The organism is Nocardia amamiensis, assembly GCF_015477605.1.
In the GTDB taxonomy this organism is placed as follows: domain Bacteria; phylum Actinomycetota; class Actinomycetes; order Mycobacteriales; family Mycobacteriaceae; genus Nocardia; species Nocardia amamiensis_A.
Map to the genome: position 1 here is coordinate 237,471 of NZ_JADLQX010000007.1, position 22,385 is coordinate 259,855.

Annotated in this window: 17 protein-coding genes and 1 pseudogene; 12 read left to right on the forward strand and 6 right to left on the reverse strand. The window is 68.3% G+C overall.

Features of this window, described 5'->3' with window-relative positions; all coding sequences use genetic code 11:
• Positions 1-13: 13 nt before the first annotated feature.
• The gene (locus tag IU459_RS12460) at positions 14-1,048 is read right to left on the reverse strand and encodes an alpha/beta hydrolase (protein WP_195129649.1); all 1,035 of its coding nucleotides are present in this window, start codon (positions 1,046-1,048) and stop codon (positions 14-16) included.
• Positions 1,049-1,273: 225 nt separating this feature from the next.
• On the opposite strand from IU459_RS12460, the gene rfbA reads away from it, so the two are divergent.
• Positions 1,274-2,146, forward strand: a complete 873-nt coding sequence (gene rfbA / locus IU459_RS12465; RefSeq protein ID WP_195129650.1) for a glucose-1-phosphate thymidylyltransferase RfbA — start codon at positions 1,274-1,276, stop codon at positions 2,144-2,146.
• Positions 2,147-2,148: 2 nt separating this feature from the next.
• Positions 2,149-2,697, forward strand: a complete 549-nt coding sequence (locus IU459_RS12470; protein WP_195129713.1) for a dTDP-4-dehydrorhamnose 3,5-epimerase family protein — start codon at positions 2,149-2,151, stop codon at positions 2,695-2,697.
• Positions 2,698-2,811: 114 nt separating this feature from the next.
• On the opposite strand, the gene IU459_RS12475 is transcribed toward IU459_RS12470, so the two are convergent.
• Complete coding sequence (locus IU459_RS12475; RefSeq protein WP_195129651.1) at positions 2,812-4,278, reverse strand: MFS transporter; 1,467 nt, start codon at positions 4,276-4,278, stop codon at positions 2,812-2,814.
• 85 nt (positions 4,279-4,363) lie between these two features.
• On the opposite strand from IU459_RS12475, the gene IU459_RS12480 reads away from it, so the two are divergent.
• On the forward strand, positions 4,364-4,792 hold the full coding sequence (locus tag IU459_RS12480; protein ID WP_195129652.1) for a MarR family winged helix-turn-helix transcriptional regulator: 429 nt from the start codon (positions 4,364-4,366) through the stop codon (positions 4,790-4,792).
• 9 nt (positions 4,793-4,801) lie between these two features.
• Here IU459_RS12480 and IU459_RS12485 read toward each other — a convergent pair whose 3' ends face one another.
• The gene (locus tag IU459_RS12485; RefSeq protein WP_195129653.1) at positions 4,802-5,680 is read right to left on the reverse strand and encodes a helix-turn-helix domain-containing protein; all 879 of its coding nucleotides are present in this window, start codon (positions 5,678-5,680) and stop codon (positions 4,802-4,804) included.
• 209 nt (positions 5,681-5,889) lie between these two features.
• On the reverse strand, positions 5,890-6,468 hold the full coding sequence (locus IU459_RS12490; protein WP_195129654.1) for a DUF4282 domain-containing protein: 579 nt from the start codon (positions 6,466-6,468) through the stop codon (positions 5,890-5,892).
• A gap of 410 nt (positions 6,469-6,878) precedes the next feature.
• Here IU459_RS12490 and IU459_RS12495 point away from each other — a divergent pair, with 410 nt between their 5' ends.
• From IU459_RS12495 to IU459_RS12505, 3 genes are all read left to right on the forward strand, one after another.
• Positions 6,879-7,358 carry a hypothetical protein gene (locus IU459_RS12495; RefSeq protein WP_324198843.1) on the forward strand — a complete coding sequence of 160 codons (480 nt, stop codon included), beginning with the start codon at positions 6,879-6,881 and terminating at the stop codon, positions 7,356-7,358.
• A gap of 189 nt (positions 7,359-7,547) precedes the next feature.
• Complete coding sequence (locus IU459_RS12500) at positions 7,548-9,734, forward strand: molybdopterin-dependent oxidoreductase (protein WP_195129656.1); 2,187 nt, start codon at positions 7,548-7,550, stop codon at positions 9,732-9,734.
• 320 nt (positions 9,735-10,054) lie between these two features.
• Positions 10,055-10,819 (forward strand): pyridoxamine 5'-phosphate oxidase family protein, encoded by a 765-nt coding sequence (locus tag IU459_RS12505; protein ID WP_195129657.1) that lies wholly within the window; start codon positions 10,055-10,057, stop codon positions 10,817-10,819.
• Here the strand turns inward: IU459_RS12505 and IU459_RS38445 are convergent.
• A pseudogene (locus IU459_RS38445) lies at positions 10,738-11,292 on the reverse strand (GtrA family protein); the annotation flags it as partial. The gene IU459_RS12505 and the pseudogene IU459_RS38445 overlap by 82 nt on opposite strands.
• A gap of 13 nt (positions 11,293-11,305) precedes the next feature.
• Here IU459_RS38445 and IU459_RS12510 point away from each other — a divergent pair.
• From IU459_RS12510 to IU459_RS12535, 6 genes are all read left to right on the forward strand, one after another.
• A complete protein-coding gene (locus tag IU459_RS12510; protein WP_228837778.1) occupies positions 11,306-12,793 on the forward strand; it encodes an FAD-binding oxidoreductase in 1,488 nt (495 codons plus the stop codon).
• Positions 12,790-13,551 carry a decaprenylphospho-beta-D-erythro-pentofuranosid-2-ulose 2-reductase gene (locus IU459_RS12515; protein WP_195129658.1) on the forward strand — a complete coding sequence of 254 codons (762 nt, stop codon included), beginning with the start codon at positions 12,790-12,792 and terminating at the stop codon, positions 13,549-13,551. The genes IU459_RS12510 and IU459_RS12515 overlap by 4 nt, the downstream gene beginning before the upstream one ends.
• Before the next feature lie 224 nt (positions 13,552-13,775).
• Positions 13,776-15,731: a galactan 5-O-arabinofuranosyltransferase gene (locus tag IU459_RS12520; RefSeq protein WP_440446486.1), complete on the forward strand. Its 1,956-nt coding sequence runs from the start codon at positions 13,776-13,778 to the stop codon at positions 15,729-15,731.
• 141 nt (positions 15,732-15,872) lie between these two features.
• On the forward strand, positions 15,873-17,726 hold the full coding sequence (locus IU459_RS12525) for a glycosyl transferase (RefSeq protein ID WP_228837779.1): 1,854 nt from the start codon (positions 15,873-15,875) through the stop codon (positions 17,724-17,726).
• 37 nt (positions 17,727-17,763) lie between these two features.
• Complete coding sequence (locus IU459_RS12530; protein ID WP_195129660.1) at positions 17,764-21,108, forward strand: arabinosyltransferase domain-containing protein; 3,345 nt, start codon at positions 17,764-17,766, stop codon at positions 21,106-21,108.
• 330 nt (positions 21,109-21,438) lie between these two features.
• The gene (locus tag IU459_RS12535) at positions 21,439-21,597 is read left to right on the forward strand and encodes a hypothetical protein (protein ID WP_169333839.1); all 159 of its coding nucleotides are present in this window, start codon (positions 21,439-21,441) and stop codon (positions 21,595-21,597) included.
• Positions 21,598-21,681: 84 nt separating this feature from the next.
• Here the strand turns inward: IU459_RS12535 and IU459_RS12540 are convergent, their stop codons facing one another.
• The gene (locus IU459_RS12540; protein ID WP_195129661.1) at positions 21,682-22,269 is read right to left on the reverse strand and encodes a Uma2 family endonuclease; all 588 of its coding nucleotides are present in this window, start codon (positions 22,267-22,269) and stop codon (positions 21,682-21,684) included.
• Positions 22,270-22,385 lie beyond the last annotated feature (116 nt).

Below are 22,385 nucleotides of genomic sequence, written 5' to 3' on the forward strand. Positions count from 1 at the left end.
AGAGGCCGGGCGGTCAGGCCGTCCGAGCCTGCTGTTCGTCCTCGATGCGGGCCCGCACGAACCGCGAAACCCGCGCCAGCGCCGCCCTGCTCTCCGGCAGGTTCGGCGCGATGCTCATAAAGGCGTGCACCTGGCAGCGCCACAGCTCCAGCGCGTTCGGCACGCCCGCCGCGGTGAGCCGCTGCGTCATCAGCTCGCAGTCGAACCGCAGCAGCTCGGCCTCGGCGGCGATCAGCAGCACCGGAGGCAGCGCGGACAGCGCCGCGTTCACCGGTGACAGGGCCGGATCTAGTACACCGTCGACCTCCGCACCGATGCGTACCACCGCCTCCAACGCCGACAACGGGATATACGGATCGCGCGCGGCATTCATGTAGTCCCGCTTCGCGCCATAGTCCAGATCCAGCAGCGGGCTCAGCCCCACCAGCCCAGCCGGCGCGGGCAGTCCCGCGGCCAGCGCACGCAGTGCCGTCGCGAAAGCGAGGTATCCGCCCGCCGAGTCGCCCACGAAGAAGATCCGCGCGGGATTCGCGCCGTGGCGCAGCAGCCATCGGTAGGCGGTCAGGCAGTCCCGCACCGACTGCTCGATGCGCCGGCCGGGCAACTGGCGATACTCGACGTTGATCACCGGGAGTCCGGTACGGCGGGCCAGGCTCGCCGCGATCGGCCGGTGGCTGCGGGTGTTGCAGATCGCGAAACCGCCGCCATGCGTGTAGAGCAGCGCGCCGTGCCGCAGCGCACGCGCCGCGCCTGCCGGCCGGATGATCTCCAAGTGGAACCCGTTGAGCGATACCTGCTCCCGGTGGATGCCGCGCGGCTCCGGCCGCAACCATGCCAGCCCGTTCACCGAGGCGGCGCCGATCGGAATGGTCGCCTTGGTGACCGGGAACGTCCGCAGCACGGGCCGCAGCACACCCATGCACGCCGCCAACAGCAAGCGTGATTGCGCGCTGGGGCCCTCCGGATTCATCACCACGCCGGGCTCGCCGTCTCCGGCAGGGGCTCGCACGCCATGCCGGCGTCCGAACTGGGCGTCAAGGTCGGACATCGCGCACCTACCTCACACTGGCGCGCCGAGTCACGACCGGACCGAGGTCGCCCAGGCGAGCTGTCGGCGCTGACATCTCGCACGATGTCGTTCAGAACACCGTGCACACGTGACCTACGCAACAGGATCGCCTGACGCAGGAGGAAACGAAACGTCCGTAATCGAATCGAAGACTAGTCGGAACCTCATCGAATCCCGGCGCCGCGAAACTGGCAGACTCCAACCATGCGCGGAATCATCTTGGCGGGCGGCACCGGCTCCCGGCTGCACCCGATCACGCGCGGGGTGAGCAAGCAGCTGGTCCCGGTCTACGACAAACCCATGGTCTACTACCCCCTCTCCACGCTGATGCTCGCGGGGATCAGGGACATCCTGGTGATCACCACACCGGAGGACGCCGACGCGTTCACGCGGCTGCTCGGTGACGGCAGCCAGTTCGGCCTCGACTTGAGTTACGTGGTCCAGCCCGAGCCGGACGGCCTGGCCAGGGCCTTCGTTCTCGGCGCCGACCACATCGGCACTCAGTGCGCCGCACTGGTGCTCGGCGACAACATCTTCCACGGCCCCGGGCTCGGCACCAGCCTCAGCCGCTTCCACGGGATCGACGGCGGCGCGGTTTTCGCCTACTGGGTCTCGGATCCGACGGCCTACGGCGTCGTGGAGTTCACCGAGGGGCGCGCGGTGTCCATCGAGGAGAAGCCGAAGGCTCCCCGGTCGAACTACGCGATTCCCGGGCTGTATTTCTATGACAACGATGTCGTCGAGATCGCCCGGTCGCTGCGGCCATCGGCGCGGGGCGAGTACGAGATCACCGACATCAACCGCGCCTACCTGGAACAGGAGCGGCTGCGCGTGGACGTGCTGGCCCGCGGCACCGCGTGGCTGGACACCGGCACCTTCGATTCACTGCTGGACGCGGCCAACTACGTGCGCACCATCGAAGAGCGGCAGGGCCTGAAGATCGGCGTGCCCGAGGAAGTGGCCTGGCGGATGGGCTTCATCGACGACGAGCAGCTGCGCACGCTCGCCGAACCGATGATCCGCTCCGGCTACGGCCGCTACCTGCTCGATTTGCTCGAACGCGGACGGGACTGGTGAGCATGGAGTTCCGAGAACTCGCGGTGCCCGGCGCGTGGGTGGTCACCCCGCGCCAGCACGGCGACGATCGCGGCATGTTCCTCGAAGGATTCAAGGCATCGGAGTTCGAAAAGGCGACCGGGCGGGCGTTCGACCTGCGGCAGGTGAACTGCTCGGTCTCGGCGGCCGGGGTGCTGCGCGGCATCCACTACACCGAGGATCCGCCGGGTCAGGCGAAATACGTCACCTGTGTGCGCGGTGCGTTCCTCGACGTGGTCGTCGACCTGCGCCCTGGCTCGCCGACCTACGGGCGCTGGGACAGCGTGCTGCTCGACGACGTCGACCGGCGGTCGGTGTTCCTGTCCGAGGGCCTCGGGCACGCGATCCTCTCGCTGGAGGACAGGTCGACGGTCACCTATCTGTGCTCGCTGGAGTATCAGCCCGAGTTCGACCGGGACATCGACGCCTTCGATCCCACGCTGGGTATCGAGTGGCCCCGGGTCGGTCGCGACGGTCAGGAGCTGACTTTCATCCGTTCCGCGAAAGACACGGTGGCCCCGCCGTTCTCCTGAGCTGCGAAGGCGCATCCGGGTAGCCCGTGGTGCCGGGCCGAGCGACGGCTCGAGCCGGCCGCAAACGCCGAAGCGCCGCCACCCGGTACGGTGACGGCGCTCGACGCGCGGTGATCAGCCGACGAGCTCGAGCTCTTTCGTCTCGGCCGTCGCCTGCTGCTGCCCGCGATATTTCGGCACGAAGGCCAGCAGGGCGACAAGCGCGCCGACGATGGACACGCCGGCGACGAACTCCAGGCCGGGCCGGTAAGTGTCGAGCATCCCGGCCGCCGAGATGTCGGCGTGCGCGCCGGAGGAGATGATCGCCGTGGTCACCGCGAGCACGATGGCCGCGCCGACCTGCATGGCGGTCTGCAACACGCCCGCCGCCAAGCCCTGTTCGTCGTCATCGATGCCATTGGTGGCCTGGATGTTGATGGCCGGGAAGCCGACCCAGCCGATGCCGATGAGCAGCACCGCGGGCAGCAGCATGGTCAGATACGACGGCGTGGTGTCCAGCCGCAGGAACAGCAGGTAGCCGACGGCCATCACGACCATGGTGACCGCGATCACCGGCCCGGTGCCGAACCGATCGACCAGCCGGTCGGAGAAGAACGCCGACAGCACGACCAGCAGACCCACCGGAAGCAGCGCCATCGCGAGCTTCAGCGGCGACCAGCCCAGGGTGTCCTGCAGGTACAGGGTCACGATGAACTGCCAGCTGAAGTAGGACCCGGCCACCGCGACGATCGCCAGGCTGGCACGCACCAGGGAGGACTTGCGCAGGATGCCGAGGCGCACCAGCGGGTAGCGCACCCGCCGCTCGGCCGCGATGAATCCGGCGAAGAGCACCGCGACCGCGACGAACGAGCCGATGGTGCGCACCGAGGCCCAGCCCGCTTCCGGCGCGGACACAACGGTGTAGACCAGCAGCAGCATCGCGGCGGTGGACAGCAGCGCGCCGAGCAGGTCGTGGCCGCCTTCTTCAGCGGGCTTGTCCTTCGGAACCAGCACGTAGGCGGCGGCCAGCGCGGCGAGCGCCACAGGCACCGGAAGCAGGAAGGTCCAGCGCCAGCCGACACCGGTCATCAGACCGCCGAACAGCAGGCCCATGGAATAGCCGCCCGCACCGAACACGGTGTAGATGGACAGCGCCTTGTTCCTGGCCGGTCCCTCGGCGAAGTTGGTGGTGATGATGGACAGGCCGGTCGGCGCGGTGAACGCGGCGGCCAGGCCCTTGACGAACCGGGTGAGGATCAGCAGCGGACCGGAGCTGACCAGAGCACCGACCAGCGAGGCGAGGGCGAACAGCGCCAGCGCGATCAGGAACACTTTGCGCCGCCCGAGCAGGTCGGCGGTGCGTCCGCCGAGCAGCAGCAGACCGCCGTAACCGAGCACGTAGCCACTGACCAGCCACTGCAGGGTGGAGGTGGACAGATCGAGTTCCGCGCCGATGGACGGCAGCGCGATACCGATCATCGAAACGTCGAGACCATCGAGGAACAGCACGATGCACAGCGTGATCAGCATGCCCCAAAGCCGGGCGGACCATGTGGTCGGATCGGTCGCCGGGGCGGCCGAGAGCGTTGCTGGTGAAGTCATGCGGAGGACATTACATGCGTGTGCATTAAATGCCAACACATTTAATGCGGTTGCATACGACTGCGCGGACCACTAAGATGAGCCCATGTCGAAGCAGTCCACGGTGCACACGGCCCGGCGCACCGCCGCGCCGGCCGGGCTGGTCGACGAGTGGCGTGCTCTGCTCGACCGGCACGCGGCGGTGAGTTGTGCGCTGGAGAAAGCACTACAGGGCCGGCATCGAATCGGACTCAGCGAGTTCGAGACGTTGGACCGGCTGATCGACGCCAACTGCGGCGACTACCGCATGAGCGATCTGGCGGGCGACATCTACCTGAGCCAGAGCGCGCTGTCGCGCGCGGTGGCCCGGCTGGAGCGCGACGGCCTGGTGCGGCGCACCATGTGCGCCGAAGACCGCCGCGCCGTGTTCGTCTGCCTGACCGACAAGGGCCGCGAAGTCTACGAGCAGGCGCTGCCCACCCATCGGGCCGTCCTGAACGAAACGTGGGAGTTGCCGGGCCCGCCCAAGTGCTGACGCGCGGCGCTATCCGAGGTCCATGCGCACGTTCTCGATGCCCGCACGCGCGTCGACCGCCACTGCCTCGATACTCGCGAAAGCCGCGCGGAAGCGCGTGATCTCGTGCTCTTTGTCGAGATAGATCGATCCGGTGAACGCCTCCACGTACACCACGGGCGGTTCGGGCAGTTCCCCGGTACCGACCTCGGGAAACTCCAGCAGCACGAACCTGCCCGTGCTCATCCCCTCGTGATACCCGGAATCCATCGGCACCACGCGGATTCGGACGTTCGGCAGATCACACATGCGGCGCAGGTGATCGAGCTGCTCGGCGGTCACCACCGGGCTGCCGACACGCCGCCACAGCACCGCCTCGTTGATCAGCACATCCAAACGCAACGGCGCGTCGGCGCGGGTGACCAGCGCCTGCCTGGCCTGACGCAGCCGCACCCGGCGGTCCACCGCGTCGGCGGACAGTTCCGGATGGGCCGCCGAGAGCACCGCGCGGGTGTAGCCCTCGGTCTGCAGCAGGCCTGGCACGAGTTCGTTCTCGTAGGTGGACAGCCGGGCGGCCGCCTCCTCCAGCCCGATGTAGACCTCGAAGCCCTCCGGGATGACGTCGCCATAAGCGGTCCACCACCCCCTGGCCTTGGTGTCGCGGGCCAACGCCGTCAACGGTTCCAGCAGTTCGGACGGCGCGCCGTAGATCTTGCACATCGCCTCGACGTCCAGACCGCGCAGCGAGGTCTGCCCGGTCTCGATCCGCCAGATCTTCGCCTCCGACCACTCCAGCTGCTGCGCGGCCACCCGCGTGGTCATCCCCGCCCGGTTGCGCAGATCGCGGAGCTGGCGGCCGAGTTGCCGCCGCGGCATGGTCGAACCGGTGGTCCCCTGCGATAGACCCATACTTCCCCCCTTCTATCCGTACACCGACCGCGCTGCGACCGATCACGTCCGGTCGGCACGCGGCCCACCTTCTCGGATACCCCCTGGATGTTCGGGGCCATCCGAACAGCATTGTTCACAGCGAAACTTACACCGGTCACGGCACGTGTCTCAGTCAGGCCGGTGTCACTTCGGCGCCAAACGGCGGCCGCGCAACGTATTTCGCGCTCCTACCTGCGCGGGGTGCGCTTGCGGAAACGCCAGAACTGGACCGCCCGAACGTCTTCGGAGAGCTGGTTGACCGGCTCCGCCACATCGGCCAGCGCTTGGAACAGATCGTCGGCCAGCTCGCTGATGTGCTCCACCCTGGTCGCCAGACGCGAGGCGTTCACCAGGAATTCGAGCATCAGGCGCACGGCGGCGGCGATGGTCAGGGCGAGCGGAACCCCGAGCAGCGCGGCGAGCACACCGAACACCGCCGACACGCGCCACATCGAGACAGTCAGCGCGATCGGCACGGCGATGGCGAACACCAACCCGAGGATGTAGGCCAGCGGCAGCAGCGTACGGGTGGCCGGCCGATGGAACTGCACGTCGAGCAGGGCGCGCGCGGCGGCCTCGCTCCACTGCATGAACGCCCGCGGGCTGCCGAACGGCTCGGCGAGTTCCTCTTCGGGCTCCTCGCGGGCGTACCGCTCGGCCGCCTTCCGCGCGATCCATCGCGACTCGGCCTCGAACTCCTCCGCGTGCCCGCCGCCGGCAGGCACCCCGGCGTCGTTCGATTCATCCGCTCCAGGCCTGACGCTCATGCCCCCGCCTCGCAGACGCTCGGCTCGGCATGCGCGACGCGCGCCGTGTCGATGATTCGCTCGCTGCGCTCCCTCATGCCGAGAATCCTCCCCGTTCGCCGCGGCGCGATCCAGCCCGGAAACGGGGCCGACCGGGAAGTTTTCGCGCATGCAACATCAATCACACCGTCCCCAGCAGTTTCACAGCTCCGACCCAGCGCGTGTTTCGGTCGGCGAGCGAAAGTGGCTGCGTAACAACACCTGCGAGCCACGGCGGGATGCTCGGCGGCACACGGTCGTTCCGCTGGGAAATGAGACCTAGGCGACACTCCAGAAAATTGTTCCGAAGATCGCGTAACGCTCCTGGCGGCCCCTGGCGATACGACCCATGAACGCAGGACCCAGAGATCTACCGGGGAATGGAGAAGACAGTGCGCACCACGTTTCCGACTTCCGTCTCGGCGGCCCAGATGACCGCCGCTGCGCAGGACTACAACCAGCGCGGATGGACGGTCGCCGAAACGGCCAACGGTCTGAGCCTGATCACCGACGACGACTTGTCCGGCATCGAGGTCACCGGCGAACTGGCCGACGAGGTCCGCCGCTTCCTGCGCGCCAACAACCTGTCCGGCCCGGTGATCGAGATCCCCGGCGCGGAGCGTCGCGAGATCCACCTGGTCACCGGTGTCCGCAAGGCCGCCATGGCGCTGCAGGCGCTGCGCGAGGCCGGCGCCACCGTGTACAGCGACGGCGCGGGCATCCCGCTGCCGCCCACCCAGCTCTCGGCCGGCTCGGCCTGCTGGGGTGTCGCGCCCGCCGAGGCCCGGTGGGTACCGCCGGTCGTCGCGGTCGCCGCCGCCGTCCGTGCCGCCCGCGCGCCGCGCCGCGCGAAGCTGACCATCGCCTGCTGAAGAACGCTTCCGAGATCCAGTTCACCTGCTGATCGCGGGCCGGGACCGCGCTGACCGGCCTGTTCGCGACCGGTATCCGTCTCGGCGCTCTGGCTCCCCACCCCAGAGCGCCGCCGGGTGCCGGTCGTTCGGCGTTTCGGATATCGAGCGTTCTCTTTTCAGTTTCACCGCCGGACGCCAAGATGGGGTATGGCCCCGATCACGCAATCGCGCACCCTGCTGCGGACCTGCCCGCTCTGCGAGGCGGTCTGCGGACTCGAACTCACCCTCGATGCCGACGACCACGTCACCTCGGTCCGCGGCGACCGGAACGATCCCTTCAGCCAGGGTTTCCTCTGCCCGAAAGGGGCCAGCTTCGGGCATCTCGACGAGGACCCGGACCGGGTGACCGAACCGCTGATCCGCGACCGCACCACCGATACCTGGCGCACCGCCTCCTGGGACGAAGCCTTCGATTACATCGCCGAGCGGTTTCCCGCCATCGTGGCCGAGCACGGAAACCAGTCGGCGGCGGCCTACTTGGGCAACCCCAATGCGCACACCGTCGCGGGCACGCTGTACGTACCGATCCTCCTGCGCGCGTTGAGCACCAGGAACATCTACTCCGCGAGCACGGCCGATCAGATGCCCAAGCAGGTGGCCAGCGGGCTGATGTTCGGCGATCCGCTGACCGTGCCGGTACCCGACCTGGACCGCACCGACTATCTGCTGATGCTCGGGGCGAACCCGCTGGAATCCAATGGCTCGCTGTGCACCGCACCGGACTTTCCCGGCAGGCTGAAGGCGCTGCGGCGCAGGGGCGGCCGCTTCGTCGTGGTCGATCCCCGGGTGACGCGCACCGCGAAGCTGGCCGACGAGCACCTGTTCATCCGTCCCGGCAGCGATGCGTATCTGCTGTTCGGGATCGTGCACACGCTGTTCGCCGAGCAGCTGACCGACGTGCGCGTCGAGGTCACCGGACTGGACGAATTGCGCGCGGCCGCGGCGGCATTCGACCCGGAAACGGTGGCGGCCCGCACGGGGGTACCCGCGTCGACGATCGTGCGCCTCGCCCGCGAGCTCGCCGCGGCGCCGACCGCGGCGGTCTATGCCCGGATCGGCACCTGCACCGCCGAGTTCGGCACGATCACTCAGTGGCTGGTCGACGCGGTCAACACGCTGACCGGCAACCTCGACTCTCCCGGCGGCGCGATGTTCGCCATGGCTGCCGCGGGCGGCATTCCCCGCACCAGGCCGTTTCGCCCCGGGCGCTGGACCAGCCGGGTGCGCGAGCTGCCCGAGGCCATGGGCGAATTGCCGGTCGCGACGCTCGCCGACGAGATCACCACGCCGGGCGATGGACAGATCCGGGCGCTGGTGACGGTCGCCGGGAACCCGGTGCTGTCCGCGCCGAGCGGCGCCCGCCTGGACGCGGCATTCGCCCAGCTGGACTTCATGGTGAGCGTGGACCGGTACGTGAACGAAACCACCAGGCACGCCGACGTGATCCTGCCGCCGCCGCGACCGACCCAATCGCCGCACTACGATTTCGCCTTGCTGCAGTTCGCGGTCCGCAACTACGCGCGCTATTCGCGTCCGCTGGTGCCGTTGGGCGACCGGCCTTCGGAGCCCGGCGTCCTGGCCCGCCTGGCCGCTGCGCTCACCGGCCGTCCGCACGACGGAGCCGACGGCGTCGACCCGCTCACCGCCGTGGACGAACTGGTCATCGCGGGTCTGCTGCACAAGGCCGGGCTCGCGGACCGTCGGGGCGAGTTGCTCGGCGAGAACAGCACCGAGCAGCGCATCGACCTGATGCTGCGGCTGGGTCCATACGGGGAGTGGAACGGCGGCACGCTCAACTTGCAAGTACTGCTGGACAACCCGCACGGCATCGACCTCGGCCCGCTGCGGCCGCGGCTGCCCGGCGTGTTGCGGACGGCTACCGAGCAGGTCGATCTGGCGCCGCAGCCGCTGCTCGACGATGTGGCGCGGATGCGCGACCGGCTCGACCACGCGGCACCGGAACTCGTGCTGATCGGGCGACGACAGCTGCGGTCCAACAACAGCTGGATGCACAACATCGCACCGCTGGTCAGCGGATCGAATCGCTGCACGCTGCAGATCAATCCCGCCGACGTGGCGCGGCTCGGACTCGGCGACCACGCCGTGGTGAAGTCCGCCGCCGGGACGCTGACGGTTCCGCTGGAACCGACCGACGCCATCATGCCCGGGGTGGTGAGCCTGCCGCACGGTTGGGGCCACGTCGACAGCGCCCAAACCGTCGCCCGCGCACACGCCGGGGTCAACGCCAATGTGCTCACCGATGATTCGGTGGTCGACGTGCCGTCCGGCAACGCCGTGTTCAACGGGGTCCCGGTCACCTTGAGCTCTGTCTGATTCGCAGCGCCTACGGCGCTGCGTGTTCGTGGCTCGCGTCCGAGCGACCGCCGCTGGCGACTTCGTCGCTTGCGCGGCGGCCGCTCGGACGCCAGATCTTCGCGGCTGGTAGGCAATTGAACCGCCCAGAAAATTCCGTCCGGTCGGCTTTTGGCTACTCTTCGGAAACCCTTGCGCCACCGAAGTATTCCGTGCATTCTCAACGTTGATTTCGAAGTTTTGCCGTGCGGGTTTCATCTAAAATGGACAGGATTTCCGGTGCGACCGCGGTTCAACGTCGAGCCTCGTGGATCCTGATTCCGACGACCAGAGGGGCGGAGATGCGAGGGACACACACTGGCAGTGTCGGCGAGCGCGAACTGCAGGAAAGGTATGGCACACAAGACCGTGCCCAGCGGTTCTACGACGATCAGCTGCTGGACCGGCTGAATGCCGCCATGATCGAATTCATCGGCCGCATGGAGATGGCCTTCGTCGCCACGGCGGACGAACACGGCGAATGCGACGCGAGTTTTCGCGCCGGACCGCCCGGGTTTCTCCACGTCATCGACGAACGTACGATCGCCTATCCGGAATACCGAGGCAACGGCGTGATGGCCAGCCTCGGCAACATCCTGGAGAACCCGCACGTCGGCATTCTGCTGATCGATTTCGTGCAGGATCTCATCGGACTGCACATCAACGGTTCGGCGCGCATCGTCGCCGACCCCGTGCTACGCGCCAGTGTGAGCGACCTACCCTCCAACTACCAGGGCCGCGTCGCGCAGCAGTGGGTAGTGGTCGACGTCGAAGAGGCATATATCCACTGCCGCAAACACATCCCGCACCTGGTACCCGCCGCACGCGAGCAACGCGAGTGGGGCACCGACAACATGCGCGCCAAGGGCGGGGATTACTTCGGCGCCAAAGCGGAGAGCCGCGAAGACGGCCGAACCCCGGATCACCCGCCGACTGCTTCGGCCCCGGTCCCGCGTTCGCCGGACGCCGCCGAGCGTCCGGTCCCGATCTTGAAGATGACCAGGCGCTGGACGACGAAGTTGATCACCGTCGCGGTGCCCTGGGCGACGACGAAGGCCAGCGGCTGACGCCACCACACCTCGTCGAAGGCGTGGTAGAGCATCGCGTTGATGCCGACCTGCACCGCGAAGGTGACCGCGTAGAGCACGACCACCGCGAGGAAGCGCAGGCGGCTGGGCGGGGCCTGGAAGGTCCAGCGGCGATTGATCAGGTAGGCGGTCGTGGTGCCCGCCACGAAGCCGATCGACTTGGCCACGCTGACCGGTAGGCCGACCAGGTTGAGCAGCAGGCTGTAGAGCCCGTAGTCGACGACGGCCGAGAACCCGCCGGTGAGGGTGAACCGGATGATCTGCGTCTTGAGGTCGACATCGGTGCCGCCCGGCTCGTCGACCAGCGGCAGCTCGGCCGGGAGCGGCAGGTGGGGTTCGGCTTGCACGCCGACGAGCGTAGCGCCGACCGGCCCGCGGGATGGATTCGGTTCTCGGGCGACGTGTACGTCACTACCCGTGGGTTCAGCGACCCCGACCGGATCCGGCGTCATACCTGTAGCCTCTATGCCGATGTCCACGAAAGCTCCGACCGCCACCACGACAACCGGGAACGACAACGGCGCCGGCGTCACGAACGACGGCCCGGCCGCGGGGAACGCGTTCACTCTTCCGACGCGCACCCGTACGTTGACCGGGTGGGGTCGCACCGCACCCACCTCTTCCGAAGTGCTCTCGACCAGCGATCCCGAACTGATCGCCAAGGCAGTCGCCATGGTCGCCGAGGACAACGACGGCAAGCCCGCCCACCTGCGGCGCGGTGTGATCGCCCGCGGCCTCGGCCGCTCCTACGGCGACCACGCGCAGAACGCGGGCGGCCTGGTCGTCGACATGACCGCCCTGAACAACATCCACCGGATCGACCGCGATACGCGGATCGTGGACGTGGACGGCGGCGTCAGCCTGGACCAGCTCATGAAGGCAGCCCTGCCGTTCGGGCTCTGGGTACCGGTGCTGCCCGGCACCCGCCAGGTGACCATCGGCGGCGCGATCGCCTCCGATATCCACGGCAAGAACCACCACAGCGAGGGCAGCTTCGGCAACCACGTGCGCTCGATCGATCTGCTCACCGCCGACGGGCAGGTGCAGCACATCACGCCGAAGCGCAACGCCAAACTGTTCTGGGCGACCGTCGGCGGCAACGGGCTCACCGGCATCATCCTGCGCGCGACCATCGAGATGGCGCCGACGGAGACCGCGTACTTCCTCAACGACGGCGTGAAGACCACGACGCTCGACGAGACCATCGCCGCGCACAGCGACGGCAGCGAGGCGAACTACACCTACTCGAGCGCCTGGTTCGATGTGATCAGCCCGCTGCCCAAGCTGGGCCGGGCCACCATCACCCGCGGCAGGCTGGCGAAGCTGGACGAGCTGCCCAAGCGGCTGCGCAGCAAGCCGCTGAAGTTCGACGCGCCGCAGTTGATGACCGTCCCGGACATCTTCCCGAACTGGACGATGAACAAGGTCACGCTGATGTCCATCGGCGAGGCGTACTACCGGATGGGCGGCAACTACACCGGCAAGGTGCAGAACCTGACGCAGTTCTACCACCCGCTGGACATGATCGCGGAGTGGAACCGCGGCTATGGCTCCAACGGCTTCCTGCAGTACCAGTTCGTGGTGCCGACCGAGGCGGTCGAGGAGTTCAAGCGGATCATCATCGATATCCAGGCGTCCGGGCACTACTCCGCGCTGAATGTGTTCAAGCTGTTCGGCCCGGGCAACCAGGCCCCGCTGAGCTTCCCGATGCCGGGCTGGAACATCTGCGTCGACTTCCCGATCAAGCGGGGCCTGAACGAGCTGGTCGGCGAACTGGACCGGCGCGTGCTCGAATTCGGCGGCCGGCTGTACACCGCGAAGGATTCGCGGACCACCGCGGAGACGTTCCACCAGATGTATCCCCGGATCGACGAGTGGATCAAGGTCCGCCGCAGCGTCGATCCCACAGGCGTTTTCATGTCCGATATGGCGAGAAGGCTGGAGCTGCAGTGATCAATGCCGTTGGCAATCCGCAGTCGATTCTGCTGCTGGGTGGCACCTCGGAGATCGGCTTGGCAATCTGCGCGGAGTACCTGAAGAAAGGCCCCGCGCGCATCACCCTCGCGGCGCTGCCCGGCGATCCGCTGCGCGAGCACGCGGTCGCCCAGATGAAGGCCGCTGGCGCGAGCCAGGTCGATGTCATCGACTTCGACGCGCTGGACACCGACAGTCACCCGAAGGTGATCGACGCCGCGTGGGACTCCGGCGACGTGGACGTCGCCATCGTCGCCTTCGCCCTCGACGGCGACCCCGAACAGCTGTGGCAGAACCAGCGCAAGGCCGTGCAGGTGGCCCAGATCAACTACACCGCGGCGGTCTCGGTCGGTGTGCTGGTCGGCGAGAAGATGAAGGCGCAGGGCTTCGGGCGGATCATCGCCATGTCCTCCGTCGCCGGTGAACGGGTACGGCGCGCGAACTTCGTCTACGGGTCGACCAAGGCCGGCCTGGACGGTTTCTACCTCGGACTCGGCGAGGCGCTGCGCCCGCACGGCCCGCGTGTGCTGGTGATCCGGCCCGGCATGGTGCGCACCAAGTTCTCGGCGCACGTCAAAGAGGCCCCGCTCACCGTCGACAAGGAAGACGTCGCGGTGCTGGCGGTCTCGGCCTCACAGAAGGGCAAGGAACTGGTCTGGGCGCCGGGCGGCTTCCGCTACGTGATGATGGTCCTGCGGCACATCCCGCGTTCGATCTTCCGCCGACTGCCCATCTGATCCGGCGATCGGGCCAGGACCCAGTGCCCGCGTGATCCTCGATCACGCGGGCACCTATCGTCTGACGGAGTCGACCCCAGTGAATCCGGAGGCGCCATGCGAGTAATCGAGTGCGACGAGCGCGGAGCGGTCCGTTGAGCACGGTCACCGCGACGGGCGAGGCGCCATCGCGCTCCGCCGATCCCGCGCCGGCGCCAGGGCGGACAACGCTGCTGGTGCGGCAGATCGCCGCCGGTCTGGGGGAGGCCGCGCTCGCGGCGGTCGTGGCGGCCGTGGTGGCCGCGGCCGGGCTCGTCGCGTTCTCCATGGTGCAATGGCCCGCCTTCAACTCCTCGAACGTCACGCGGGCGCTGACCACGGTCGGGCAGGTCGTCGCGGCGGTCCTGCTCGCGGTCGCGATCGCGCTGCTGCGGCTGCGCAAATGGCCTTGGGCCGCGAGACTGCTTTCCTGGGTGGGGCTCTCGACATTCGTCACGGTCACGCTGGGCATGCCGCTGGCGGCGACCAAGCTGTATCTGTTCGGCGTCTCGGTGGACCAGGAGTTCCGCACCGAGTTCCTCACCCGGCTCACCGATTCCGCCGCGCTGCGCGACATGACGTACGCGGACCTGCCGTCGTTCTACCCCGCGGGCTGGTTCTGGATCGGCGGGCGGGTGGCGAATCTGCTCGGGATGGACGCCTGGGAGGTCTTCAAGCCGTACGCCATCGGCTTCCTCGCGGTGGCCGCGGTCGTCGCGCTGGTGTTGTGGTCGAAGCTGATCCGCGCGGACTGGGCCGTGGGCGTCGCGGCGGCGAGCACCGCGGTCACGGTGGCGTACGCCGCGCCGGAGGCCTATAGCGCCGTTATCGTGGTGCTGCTTCCGCCCGCTCTCGTGCTCGCCTGGGGCGCGCTGTACCGGCCGCTGGAGGACGTCCGGTCGGGCAGCACGCCGGAGGATGCCGCGCAACGCACGGCCGGTGGATGGGGTGCGGTCGTCGGCACCGGGCTGTTTCTCGGCTGGGCGGCCACTTTCTACACCCTGTACTTCCTTGTGGCCGCTTTCGCGGTCGGCCTGATGGGCCTGCTGGCGGCCGTGCTGGCGGTGCGGGAACAGCGCGCCGCCGACCATCCGCGCCGCACCCGGGACGCGGCGGGCACCGGTCGTCCCTGGCGCGCGGCGGCGCCACCGCTGGTGCGTCTGGGGGTGATCGGGGCGATTGCCGGAGTGGTCGCGCTCGTCGTGTGGGCGCCGTACCTGGCGAAGGCGCTGCGCAGCACGACCGCCAGCTCTGGCACCGCGCTGCACTACCTGCCGGAAGCGGGTTCGGAGCTGCCGCTGCCGATGTTCGACTTCTCCTTGCTCGGTGCCCTCTGCCTGATCGGCACGGCGTGGCTGGTACTGCGTGCCGCGTCGTCACGGCGGGCACAGGCGCTTGGCATCGGGGTGGCCGCGATCTATCTGTGGGCGCTGCTGTCCATGGCGGCGACGGCGGCGGGCACCACGCTGCTGTCGTTCCGGCTGGAACCGGTCTTGCTGGTCCTGCTCGCGGTCGCGGGGGCGTTCGGGTTCGTGGAGGGCGCGCGGGCGATCTACCAAGCATTGAACGAGCCCGCCCGGTTCCGGCTCGTGGCGATCATCGTCGCGACGGTCGGTGCGCTGGCGTTCACCCAGGACATCCCGCACGTCTTGGCGCCGGAGATCACCACCGCCTACACCGACACCGATGGCGACGGACGGCGTGCCGACCAACGGGCCCCCTCGGCCGTCTCGTTCTACCGCGACGTGGACGCGGCGCTCACCGCGCAGACCGGACGCCCGCGCTCGGACACCGTGGTGCTCACGGCCGACACCAGTTTCCTCTCCTTCTACCCCTACTTCGGCTTCCAGGCGCTCACCTCGCACTACGCCAACCCGCTGGCCGATTTCGCGGGCCGCGCGGCGTCGATCGAACGCTGGAGCAAACTGAAGACGCCCCTGGAACTGCACGACGCACTGGCGACGAGCCCATGGCGCGCGCCGGACGCGTTCCTGTTCCGCCGCAGCGGCGACACGTACACGCTGCGGCTGGCCAAGGACGTCTACCCGAACGACCCGAACGTGGCCCGCTACACGGTGAGCTTCCCCAAAGAGCTGTTCGCCGACCCGGGCTTCACCACGACCGACATCGGCCCGTTCACGCTCGTCACCGTCCGCCGCTGACCTGTTCCGCCCCGCAAGCCGAGCCGAGCGCGGAGGTTGAACCCGCCGCCCAGTGGATAACCACTCCGTTTGTGAGTCCACGCACCGCGTGGTTGGTTACGGTGGGCGGCTGCCGCACCGCTGGCGAGGAGAGATGTGCAGGTGAAACAGGCACAAGACGTCGAAACCGCCGAATGGGCGGACTCGGCCGTCGCGGTGGTCACAGCGGCAGAGGTGCTCACCAGACCCGCGCGCCCGCGCCTCCCCACCCGGATCCGGTTCAGCGGCGCCGACCTTCTCGTCGCGATCGGCTATCTGGCGCTCGCGGCCACCGTGTTATCGGGTCAGTGGCGCAACACCGGCAGTGGCTACCTGATCAAAAGTGGTCAGGACCAGACGATGTGGGAATGGTTCTTCGCGGTCACCGCGCACGCGGTAGCCAACCTGCAGAACCCACTCGGCACCGACCTGCAGAACTTCCCGGCCGGGGTGAACATGATGGCCAATACGGCCATGTTCGGCGTCGGCGTGCCACTCACACCGGTCACCCTCCTCTTCGGACCCACCGTGACGTTCGTGCTCGTCCTCACCGCCGGCCTGGCCGGGACGGCGTTCGCCTGGTACCGGCTGTTCTGCCGTGAACTCGTCGACGCGCGAGTCGCGGCGGTGATCGGTGGCCTCTTCTGCGGCTTCGCGCCAGGGATGATCTCGCACGCGAGCGCGCACCCGAATTTCGTCGTCCTGCTACTGCTTCCGGTGATCGCGGGACGGGTGATCCGGATGGCGCGGCAGGCCGGCGGAATCGGACCGGATCGGCCGCGCGGGCGGGTTCCTGACGCGCTGGTGCTGGGACTGCTGGTCGCGTTGCAGATCGCGCTCGGCGAAGAACCGCTGCTGATCTTCGCCCTCGCCTTCGGACTGTTCGCCGTCGTCTACTACCTGCACACACCGCGCACGGCGCTGCGCGTGGTGCGCGGGATCGCACCCACGCTCGCGCTGGCTGCGGTGATCACGCTGGCGCTCACCGAGATTCCGCTCTGGTGGCAGTTCTTCGGCCCGCAGAGCTACCGCTCGATCGACCACGGTCCGATGGGCAACGACCTCCAGGCGCTGGTCCAGTTCCCGTCCGAATCGCTGGGCGGCGTCTTCGCTCCCGGCGAGAACGTGGCGATCAACCCCACCGAGCAAAATGCCTACTTCGGTTGGCCGCTGCTGCTCTTGGTCGCCCTCACGGTGGTGCTGCTGTGGCGTGACCGGGTGGTACGGGCGGCGAGCATGGTGATCGCGGTCTTCGGCGTGCTGTCGCTGGGCGGGGTCGTCACCATCGGCAAGCAGCCCACCGGCATCGCGCTGCCGTGGCGATGGGCCGAGCAGGTGCCGCTGCTGAAAACGGTGCTGGAGAGCAGGCTGAGCATGGCCGCGATCCCCGCCATCGCGGCGGTGCTCGCGCTGGGCACCGAGCGCGCGGTGACGACCTGGCGGCAGTCGGAGGCGGATTGGCGGCCGCTGGCCTGGTTCGCCGCGGTCATCTGCGCGCTGCTACCGCTGACTCCGACCATCCTCCCGGTGGTCGATCGGGTGCCGACACCGGATTTCTTCGCCGACGGCGCGGTCGGGCGCTACGTCGGGGACGGTTCGGTGGTCATGGTGCCGCCCCCGCGACCGCCGGACGCGCGGGCGCTGCGCTGGCAGGTCGACGCCGGCTTCACCTTCCCGCTGGCCGGGGGCTATTTCGTCGGCCCGACCGGCGCCACCAAAAAAGGGATCTACGGCCCGGAGACCCGCCCGACCACCGCGCTGCTCGTGCAGACGCAGGACACCGGGGTGGTGCCGCGGATCGACGCGGACACCCGCGCCCGCGCCCTGAGCGACCTGCGCTTCTGGCACGCCGACGTGGTGGTGCTACCGCCGACCACGAACGGCGAGGTGCTCCGCGAAACCGTCACCCAGCTGTTCGGATTCGCACCGACCCGCGTCGAGGACGTCTGGCTGTGGGACGTTCACATGCTGCGGTAGTCCGGGTCACATCGGACGGTAGCTAGCATCAACCACCGTGCGACCGGACCGAGCTTCACGAGCGTTCACCCGTAACCGATTGATCGCCCTCGTCTCAGGGCTCCTCGGCTTCCTCCTGGCGTTGCTGACCCCGCTGCTGCACGTACGGCAGGATCGGGCGAGCCTGGACTGGCCCGAGTCCGGCACCGCGAGCGTCGCGGCGCCGTTGGTGTCCTATGAACCCCTGCGGTTCAACGCGACGCTGCCCTGCTCACTCACCGGATCGGCCGCCGGGGGCACGGTGCTGTCCACCGTTCCCCCGGCCTCCGGGCAGGCGGCGACCAAGGGCCTGGTCGTCTCGGTGGCCGACGGCGTGCTCTCGGTGGTGCTGCGGGACATCCCGCTGCTGTCGGCGCCACTGGCCGAGATCGGGTCCTGCGCGGCGCTCACCATCGAGTCCACCGCGGCCGCCACCACCGCGGAACTCACCGGAGTGTCCCGGCAGGATGGGACACCATTCGGGGCCACGGTGAGCCGTGACATCCGGCCGCAACTGGTGGGCGTGTTCACCGATCTGGACGCCGGCCGCCTCGACGGCGCGCGGGTGCACGCGGACATCGACTCGCGATTCTCTTCGACGCCGACGCCGCTGAAGCTGGCCGCGATGATCGCCGCCGCCGTGTTCACGCTGATCGCACTGATCGCACTGCATCTGCTGGACGCCAGCGACGGCCGCAGACCGCGGCGGTTCCTGCCCGCGCACTGGTGGCGGGTCACGCCCGCGGACGGTGTGGTACTGGGCACGCTGGCGCTGTGGCACGTCATCGGGGCGAACACCTCCGACGACGGTTACATCCTGAACATGGCGCGCGCGTCCGAGCACGCGGGTTACATGGCGAACTACTACCGGTGGTTCGCGGTGCCCGAAGCGCCCTTCGGCTGGTCCTACGAGGTGCTGGCGTGGATGGCCGGGATCTCCGACGCGAGCCTGTGGATGCGCCTGCCCACGTTGGCGGCCGGCATCGTCTGCTGGCTGGTGATCAGCCGGGAAGTGCTGCCGCGTCTCGGCGCCCGGGTGCGGCGCAACAAGGTGGCGCTGTGGACGGCGGGCTTGGTGTTCCTCGCGTTCTGGCTGCCCTACGACAACGGTCTGCGTCCCGAGCCGCTGATCGCGGCGGGCGCGCTGCTCACCTGGTGTTCGATCGAACGCGCCATCGCGACCGGGCGATTGCTGCCCGCCGCGGTGGCCGTTCTGATCGCCGCGTTCTCGCTCGCGGCAGGCCCGACGGGCCTCATCTGCATCGCGGCGCTGATCGCAGGCTCCCGTCCGGTGCTGCTGATCCTGATCAAGCGTGCGCGCGGGGTGGTGCCGACCAGGACCGGACCGGACGCGGATGCGGCCGCCGCTGGTTCCACGGATGCCGCGGCCTCGGTGAATGCCCCCGCGGACGCACGGAAGCCATCCCGGGCGGCCACCGTGTTCCGGTTCGCAGCGCTCCTCGCGCCGGGCCTGGCCGCGGGCACGCTCGTGCTGGTGGTGATCTTCGCCGACCAGACGCTGGCGACGGTGCTGGAGGCGACCAGGGTGCGCACGATCGTCGGCCCGAACGTGGCGTGGTTCGACGAGCGCACCCGCTGGGACTCACTGCTGATGCTGTCGCCGGACGGCTCGCTGGCGCGGCGCTTCGGCGTGCTGGTGATGCTGCTGTGCCTGCTGGTGTGCGTATTGCAGGTGCTGCGCAAAGGACGGATCCCGGGCACCTCGCGCGGTCCGTCGGTGCGCATTCTCGGCATCGTCTTCGCGTCGCTGTTCCTGATGATGTTCACCCCCACCAAGTGGACGCATCACTTCGGCGTGTACGCCGGACTGGCCGGGTCACTGGCGGCACTCGCGGCGGTCGCGGTGGGCACCACCGGCATCCGCTCGCCGCGCAATCGCTCGCTGTTCGCCGCCGCGGTGCTGTTCCTGCTCGCGGTGACCTTTACCGGGTCGAACGGGTGGTGGTACGTCTCCAGCTACGGCGTCCCGTGGTGGGACAAGGCGCCGCTGGTCGCGGGTAAAGGACTGTCAACGCTTTTCTTGGGGCTCAGCGGCGTCGCGTTGCTGATCGCCATCTGGCAGCACTATCGGGAGCCGTATCGGCGGGAGAGCACCGCGGCGCCACGGCGTTTCGACCGGTGGGCATCGGCCCCGCTGACCATCGCGGCCGCCCTGCTCGTGATCTTCGAGGTCGCCTCGCTGGCCAAGGCCGCGGCCGGCCAGTACCCCGCGTACTCGATCACCAAGTCGAACGTGGAATCGGTGCAAGGCGATTCGTGCGCGCTGGCCAACGATGTCTTGGTGGAGACCGACACCGCGGACTCGCTGTTGCAGCCCTACACCGGCGCGCCCGCGGACGGATTGGCCGCGCAGAATAAAGGTTTCACGCCGAACGGGGTCGCCCGCGACCTCACCGCCGACGCCGAGGAGACGGTCAGCGGCGGCGCGAACTCGGTGGAGAAAGATTCCGAGAACAAGACCACCAAGACCACCGGCGCTGGTACGGGTGGCGGCACCACCGAACAGGCGGGCATCAACGGCAGCACCGTCGCGCTGCCGTTCGGTCTCGACCCGGCCGAGACTCCGGTGCTCGGCAGCTACCAGGACGGCGAGCAGCAGCAGGCGAAGCTGACCACGCAGTGGTACCGGCTCGACCTGACCGACAGCATGCGCCACGACCCCGCCTACCAGGTACTCGCGATCACCGCGGCGGGCCGCATCCGTTCGGTCGACGCCGATGGTGTGCTCACCTACGGGCAAGAACTGCATCTGGAATACGGCGTCCGCGACCAGAACGGAGACGTGCGCACCCTCGGCTCCGTCGACCCGCTCGACATCGGACCCGCGCCGTCCTGGCGCAACTTGCGCGTGCCGCTGGACCAACTGCCGGTCGAGGTGAACGCGGTGCGGCTGGTCGCGATCGACAACGACATCACGCCCAAGCAGTGGCTGGCCGTCACCCCGCCCCGGCTGCCCAAACTGGCCACGCTGAATTCGGTGGTCGGATCGCAGGATCCGGTGCTGCTCGACTGGCACGTCGGCCTGGCCTTCCCGTGCCAGCGGCCGTTCGACCACAAGGACGGCGTCGCCGAGATCCCGAACTGGCGCATCCTGCCCGACCGCGTCGGCTCCGACGCCTCCAACGCCTGGCAGGACGACATCGGCGGCGGCCCCCTCGGCTGGACCGGCCTCCTGCTGAAGTCCCAAACCGTGCCGAGTTACCTCAACCGAGACTGGTCCCGCGACTGGGGCTCCCTGGAGAAGTTCACCCCCTACGACCCGGAGGCCGGGCCCGCCACCATCGACGTCACCGTCGAGACCCGCAACGGGCTGGCCAACGACGACCCGATCCGAATCCGCTGACCAAGTCGGGGCGCACGAAACGTGTACCCCGACTTGCTGCTACGGCGCACTAGGCTCGGTTTATCAGGGCACCGGCACTTTGGAGCCATGGCTTTTCGTATGCTCCGAGAGAGCGGGCCGCTTCGGCTACGCACTCAGTGGACTCAGGAATTGTGCAGCCGACCGTTGGCGCCGACGAAGCTGGGCGGTAGCCACACGGATGAACAATTACGCGTCCAGCGACGGACACGACATGGCGGGAAAAAACCGGTTGTACGGTATGAAAACATGCTCCCACCTGTGGCGATGCATCGCAGGACGAATCGGCCTCATGGCCTTAATCTGAGATTCATGACAACGGCATTCGATGATATGGATCTGCGCGATCTTGTCGGACTGCTCAGCGAAGAGGAACAACGGGAGCTGCGGCCTGCGGTGCTGCGTGTGCTCAACCGCCTCCCCTCGCAAGAGGTGCTCCGGCGCGAGCTCGGTCTTCGCCTGAAGGTCTGAGCGCCCGGTATCGCACCGGAAACAAACGGCAGGGCCGCCGCGCAGGATTGCCTGCGCGGCGGCCCTGTGTCCGGGTACGGGCTCCTAACCCGTGCTCAGCTCGCCGAACGCGACGTCGATGGGAATCGGCACGTCCGCGGTCAATCGACGAGTATGCAGGCACACCAGGTGATACCGGCCCTCGGAGAGCCGATATTCCTCGATCTGCTCGATTCCGTCGCCTGGCTCGGTGAGAAAAACGATGAGGTAAACCGGGATACCGGCCGCTGCGTACGCAGCCTTCTTCTCCACCGTATCGGTGTGATGCGAACTGTCCGGAGAGACGATCTCAACCACAAGCACGGCGTCATCGGCGTAGAGCTTCGCATCATCGTCCAGACAGCGATATACGACGATGTCCGGGCGACGGAGGCTGAGCGGAACATCGCTGAGGCGGACATCGACGTCTGTCTCGACCATCAAGCATGGCTCTGGTTTGCGCGCTGCTTCCATGTGCGCCGCCATGCGCCGCGCCACCCGGTTGTGTAGCCGTGATGGGCTTTCGCACTTCACGATATGGCCGTCGACGACCTCGATGGTTCGGCAGAAGTCGGCGGGCAGCAGTTCATATTCCCGCGCGGTGATCTGGTCCGGTATCCAGCGGTACCAGTCGCTGGGCGCGCTGCTCGTCATGCCCCGAGACTACCGGCAGCCTTGCACGCACCCATGCCGATTTCCAGGTCGCCGAAGTTCCTCGCGACACCGTCGAAAAGAACGATCTGACCGGAATCAGTCACCGGCCGAACTGC

Bases quoted from the DNA above. Each gene is read 5' to 3' on its own strand.
- IU459_RS12460 (WP_195129649.1), bottom strand. From the start codon at position 1,048: ATGTCCGACCTTGACGCCCAGTTCGGACGCCGGCATGGCGTGCGAGCC.
- rfbA (WP_195129650.1), top strand. From the start codon at position 1,274: ATGCGCGGAATCATCTTGGCGGGCGGCACCGGCTCCCGGCTGCACCCG.
- IU459_RS12470 (WP_195129713.1), top strand. From the start codon at position 2,149: ATGGAGTTCCGAGAACTCGCGGTGCCCGGCGCGTGGGTGGTCACCCCG.
- IU459_RS12475 (WP_195129651.1), bottom strand. From the start codon at position 4,278: ATGACTTCACCAGCAACGCTCTCGGCCGCCCCGGCGACCGATCCGACC.
- IU459_RS12480 (WP_195129652.1), top strand. From the start codon at position 4,364: ATGTCGAAGCAGTCCACGGTGCACACGGCCCGGCGCACCGCCGCGCCG.
- IU459_RS12485 (WP_195129653.1), bottom strand. From the start codon at position 5,680: ATGGGTCTATCGCAGGGGACCACCGGTTCGACCATGCCGCGGCGGCAA.
- IU459_RS12490 (WP_195129654.1), bottom strand. From the start codon at position 6,468: ATGAGCGTCAGGCCTGGAGCGGATGAATCGAACGACGCCGGGGTGCCT.
- IU459_RS12500 (WP_195129656.1), top strand. From the start codon at position 7,548: ATGGCCCCGATCACGCAATCGCGCACCCTGCTGCGGACCTGCCCGCTC.
- IU459_RS12505 (WP_195129657.1), top strand. From the start codon at position 10,055: ATGCGAGGGACACACACTGGCAGTGTCGGCGAGCGCGAACTGCAGGAA.
- IU459_RS12510 (WP_228837778.1), top strand. From the start codon at position 11,306: ATGCCGATGTCCACGAAAGCTCCGACCGCCACCACGACAACCGGGAAC.
- IU459_RS12535 (WP_169333839.1), top strand. From the start codon at position 21,439: ATGACAACGGCATTCGATGATATGGATCTGCGCGATCTTGTCGGACTG.
- IU459_RS12540 (WP_195129661.1), bottom strand. From the start codon at position 22,269: ATGACGAGCAGCGCGCCCAGCGACTGGTACCGCTGGATACCGGACCAG.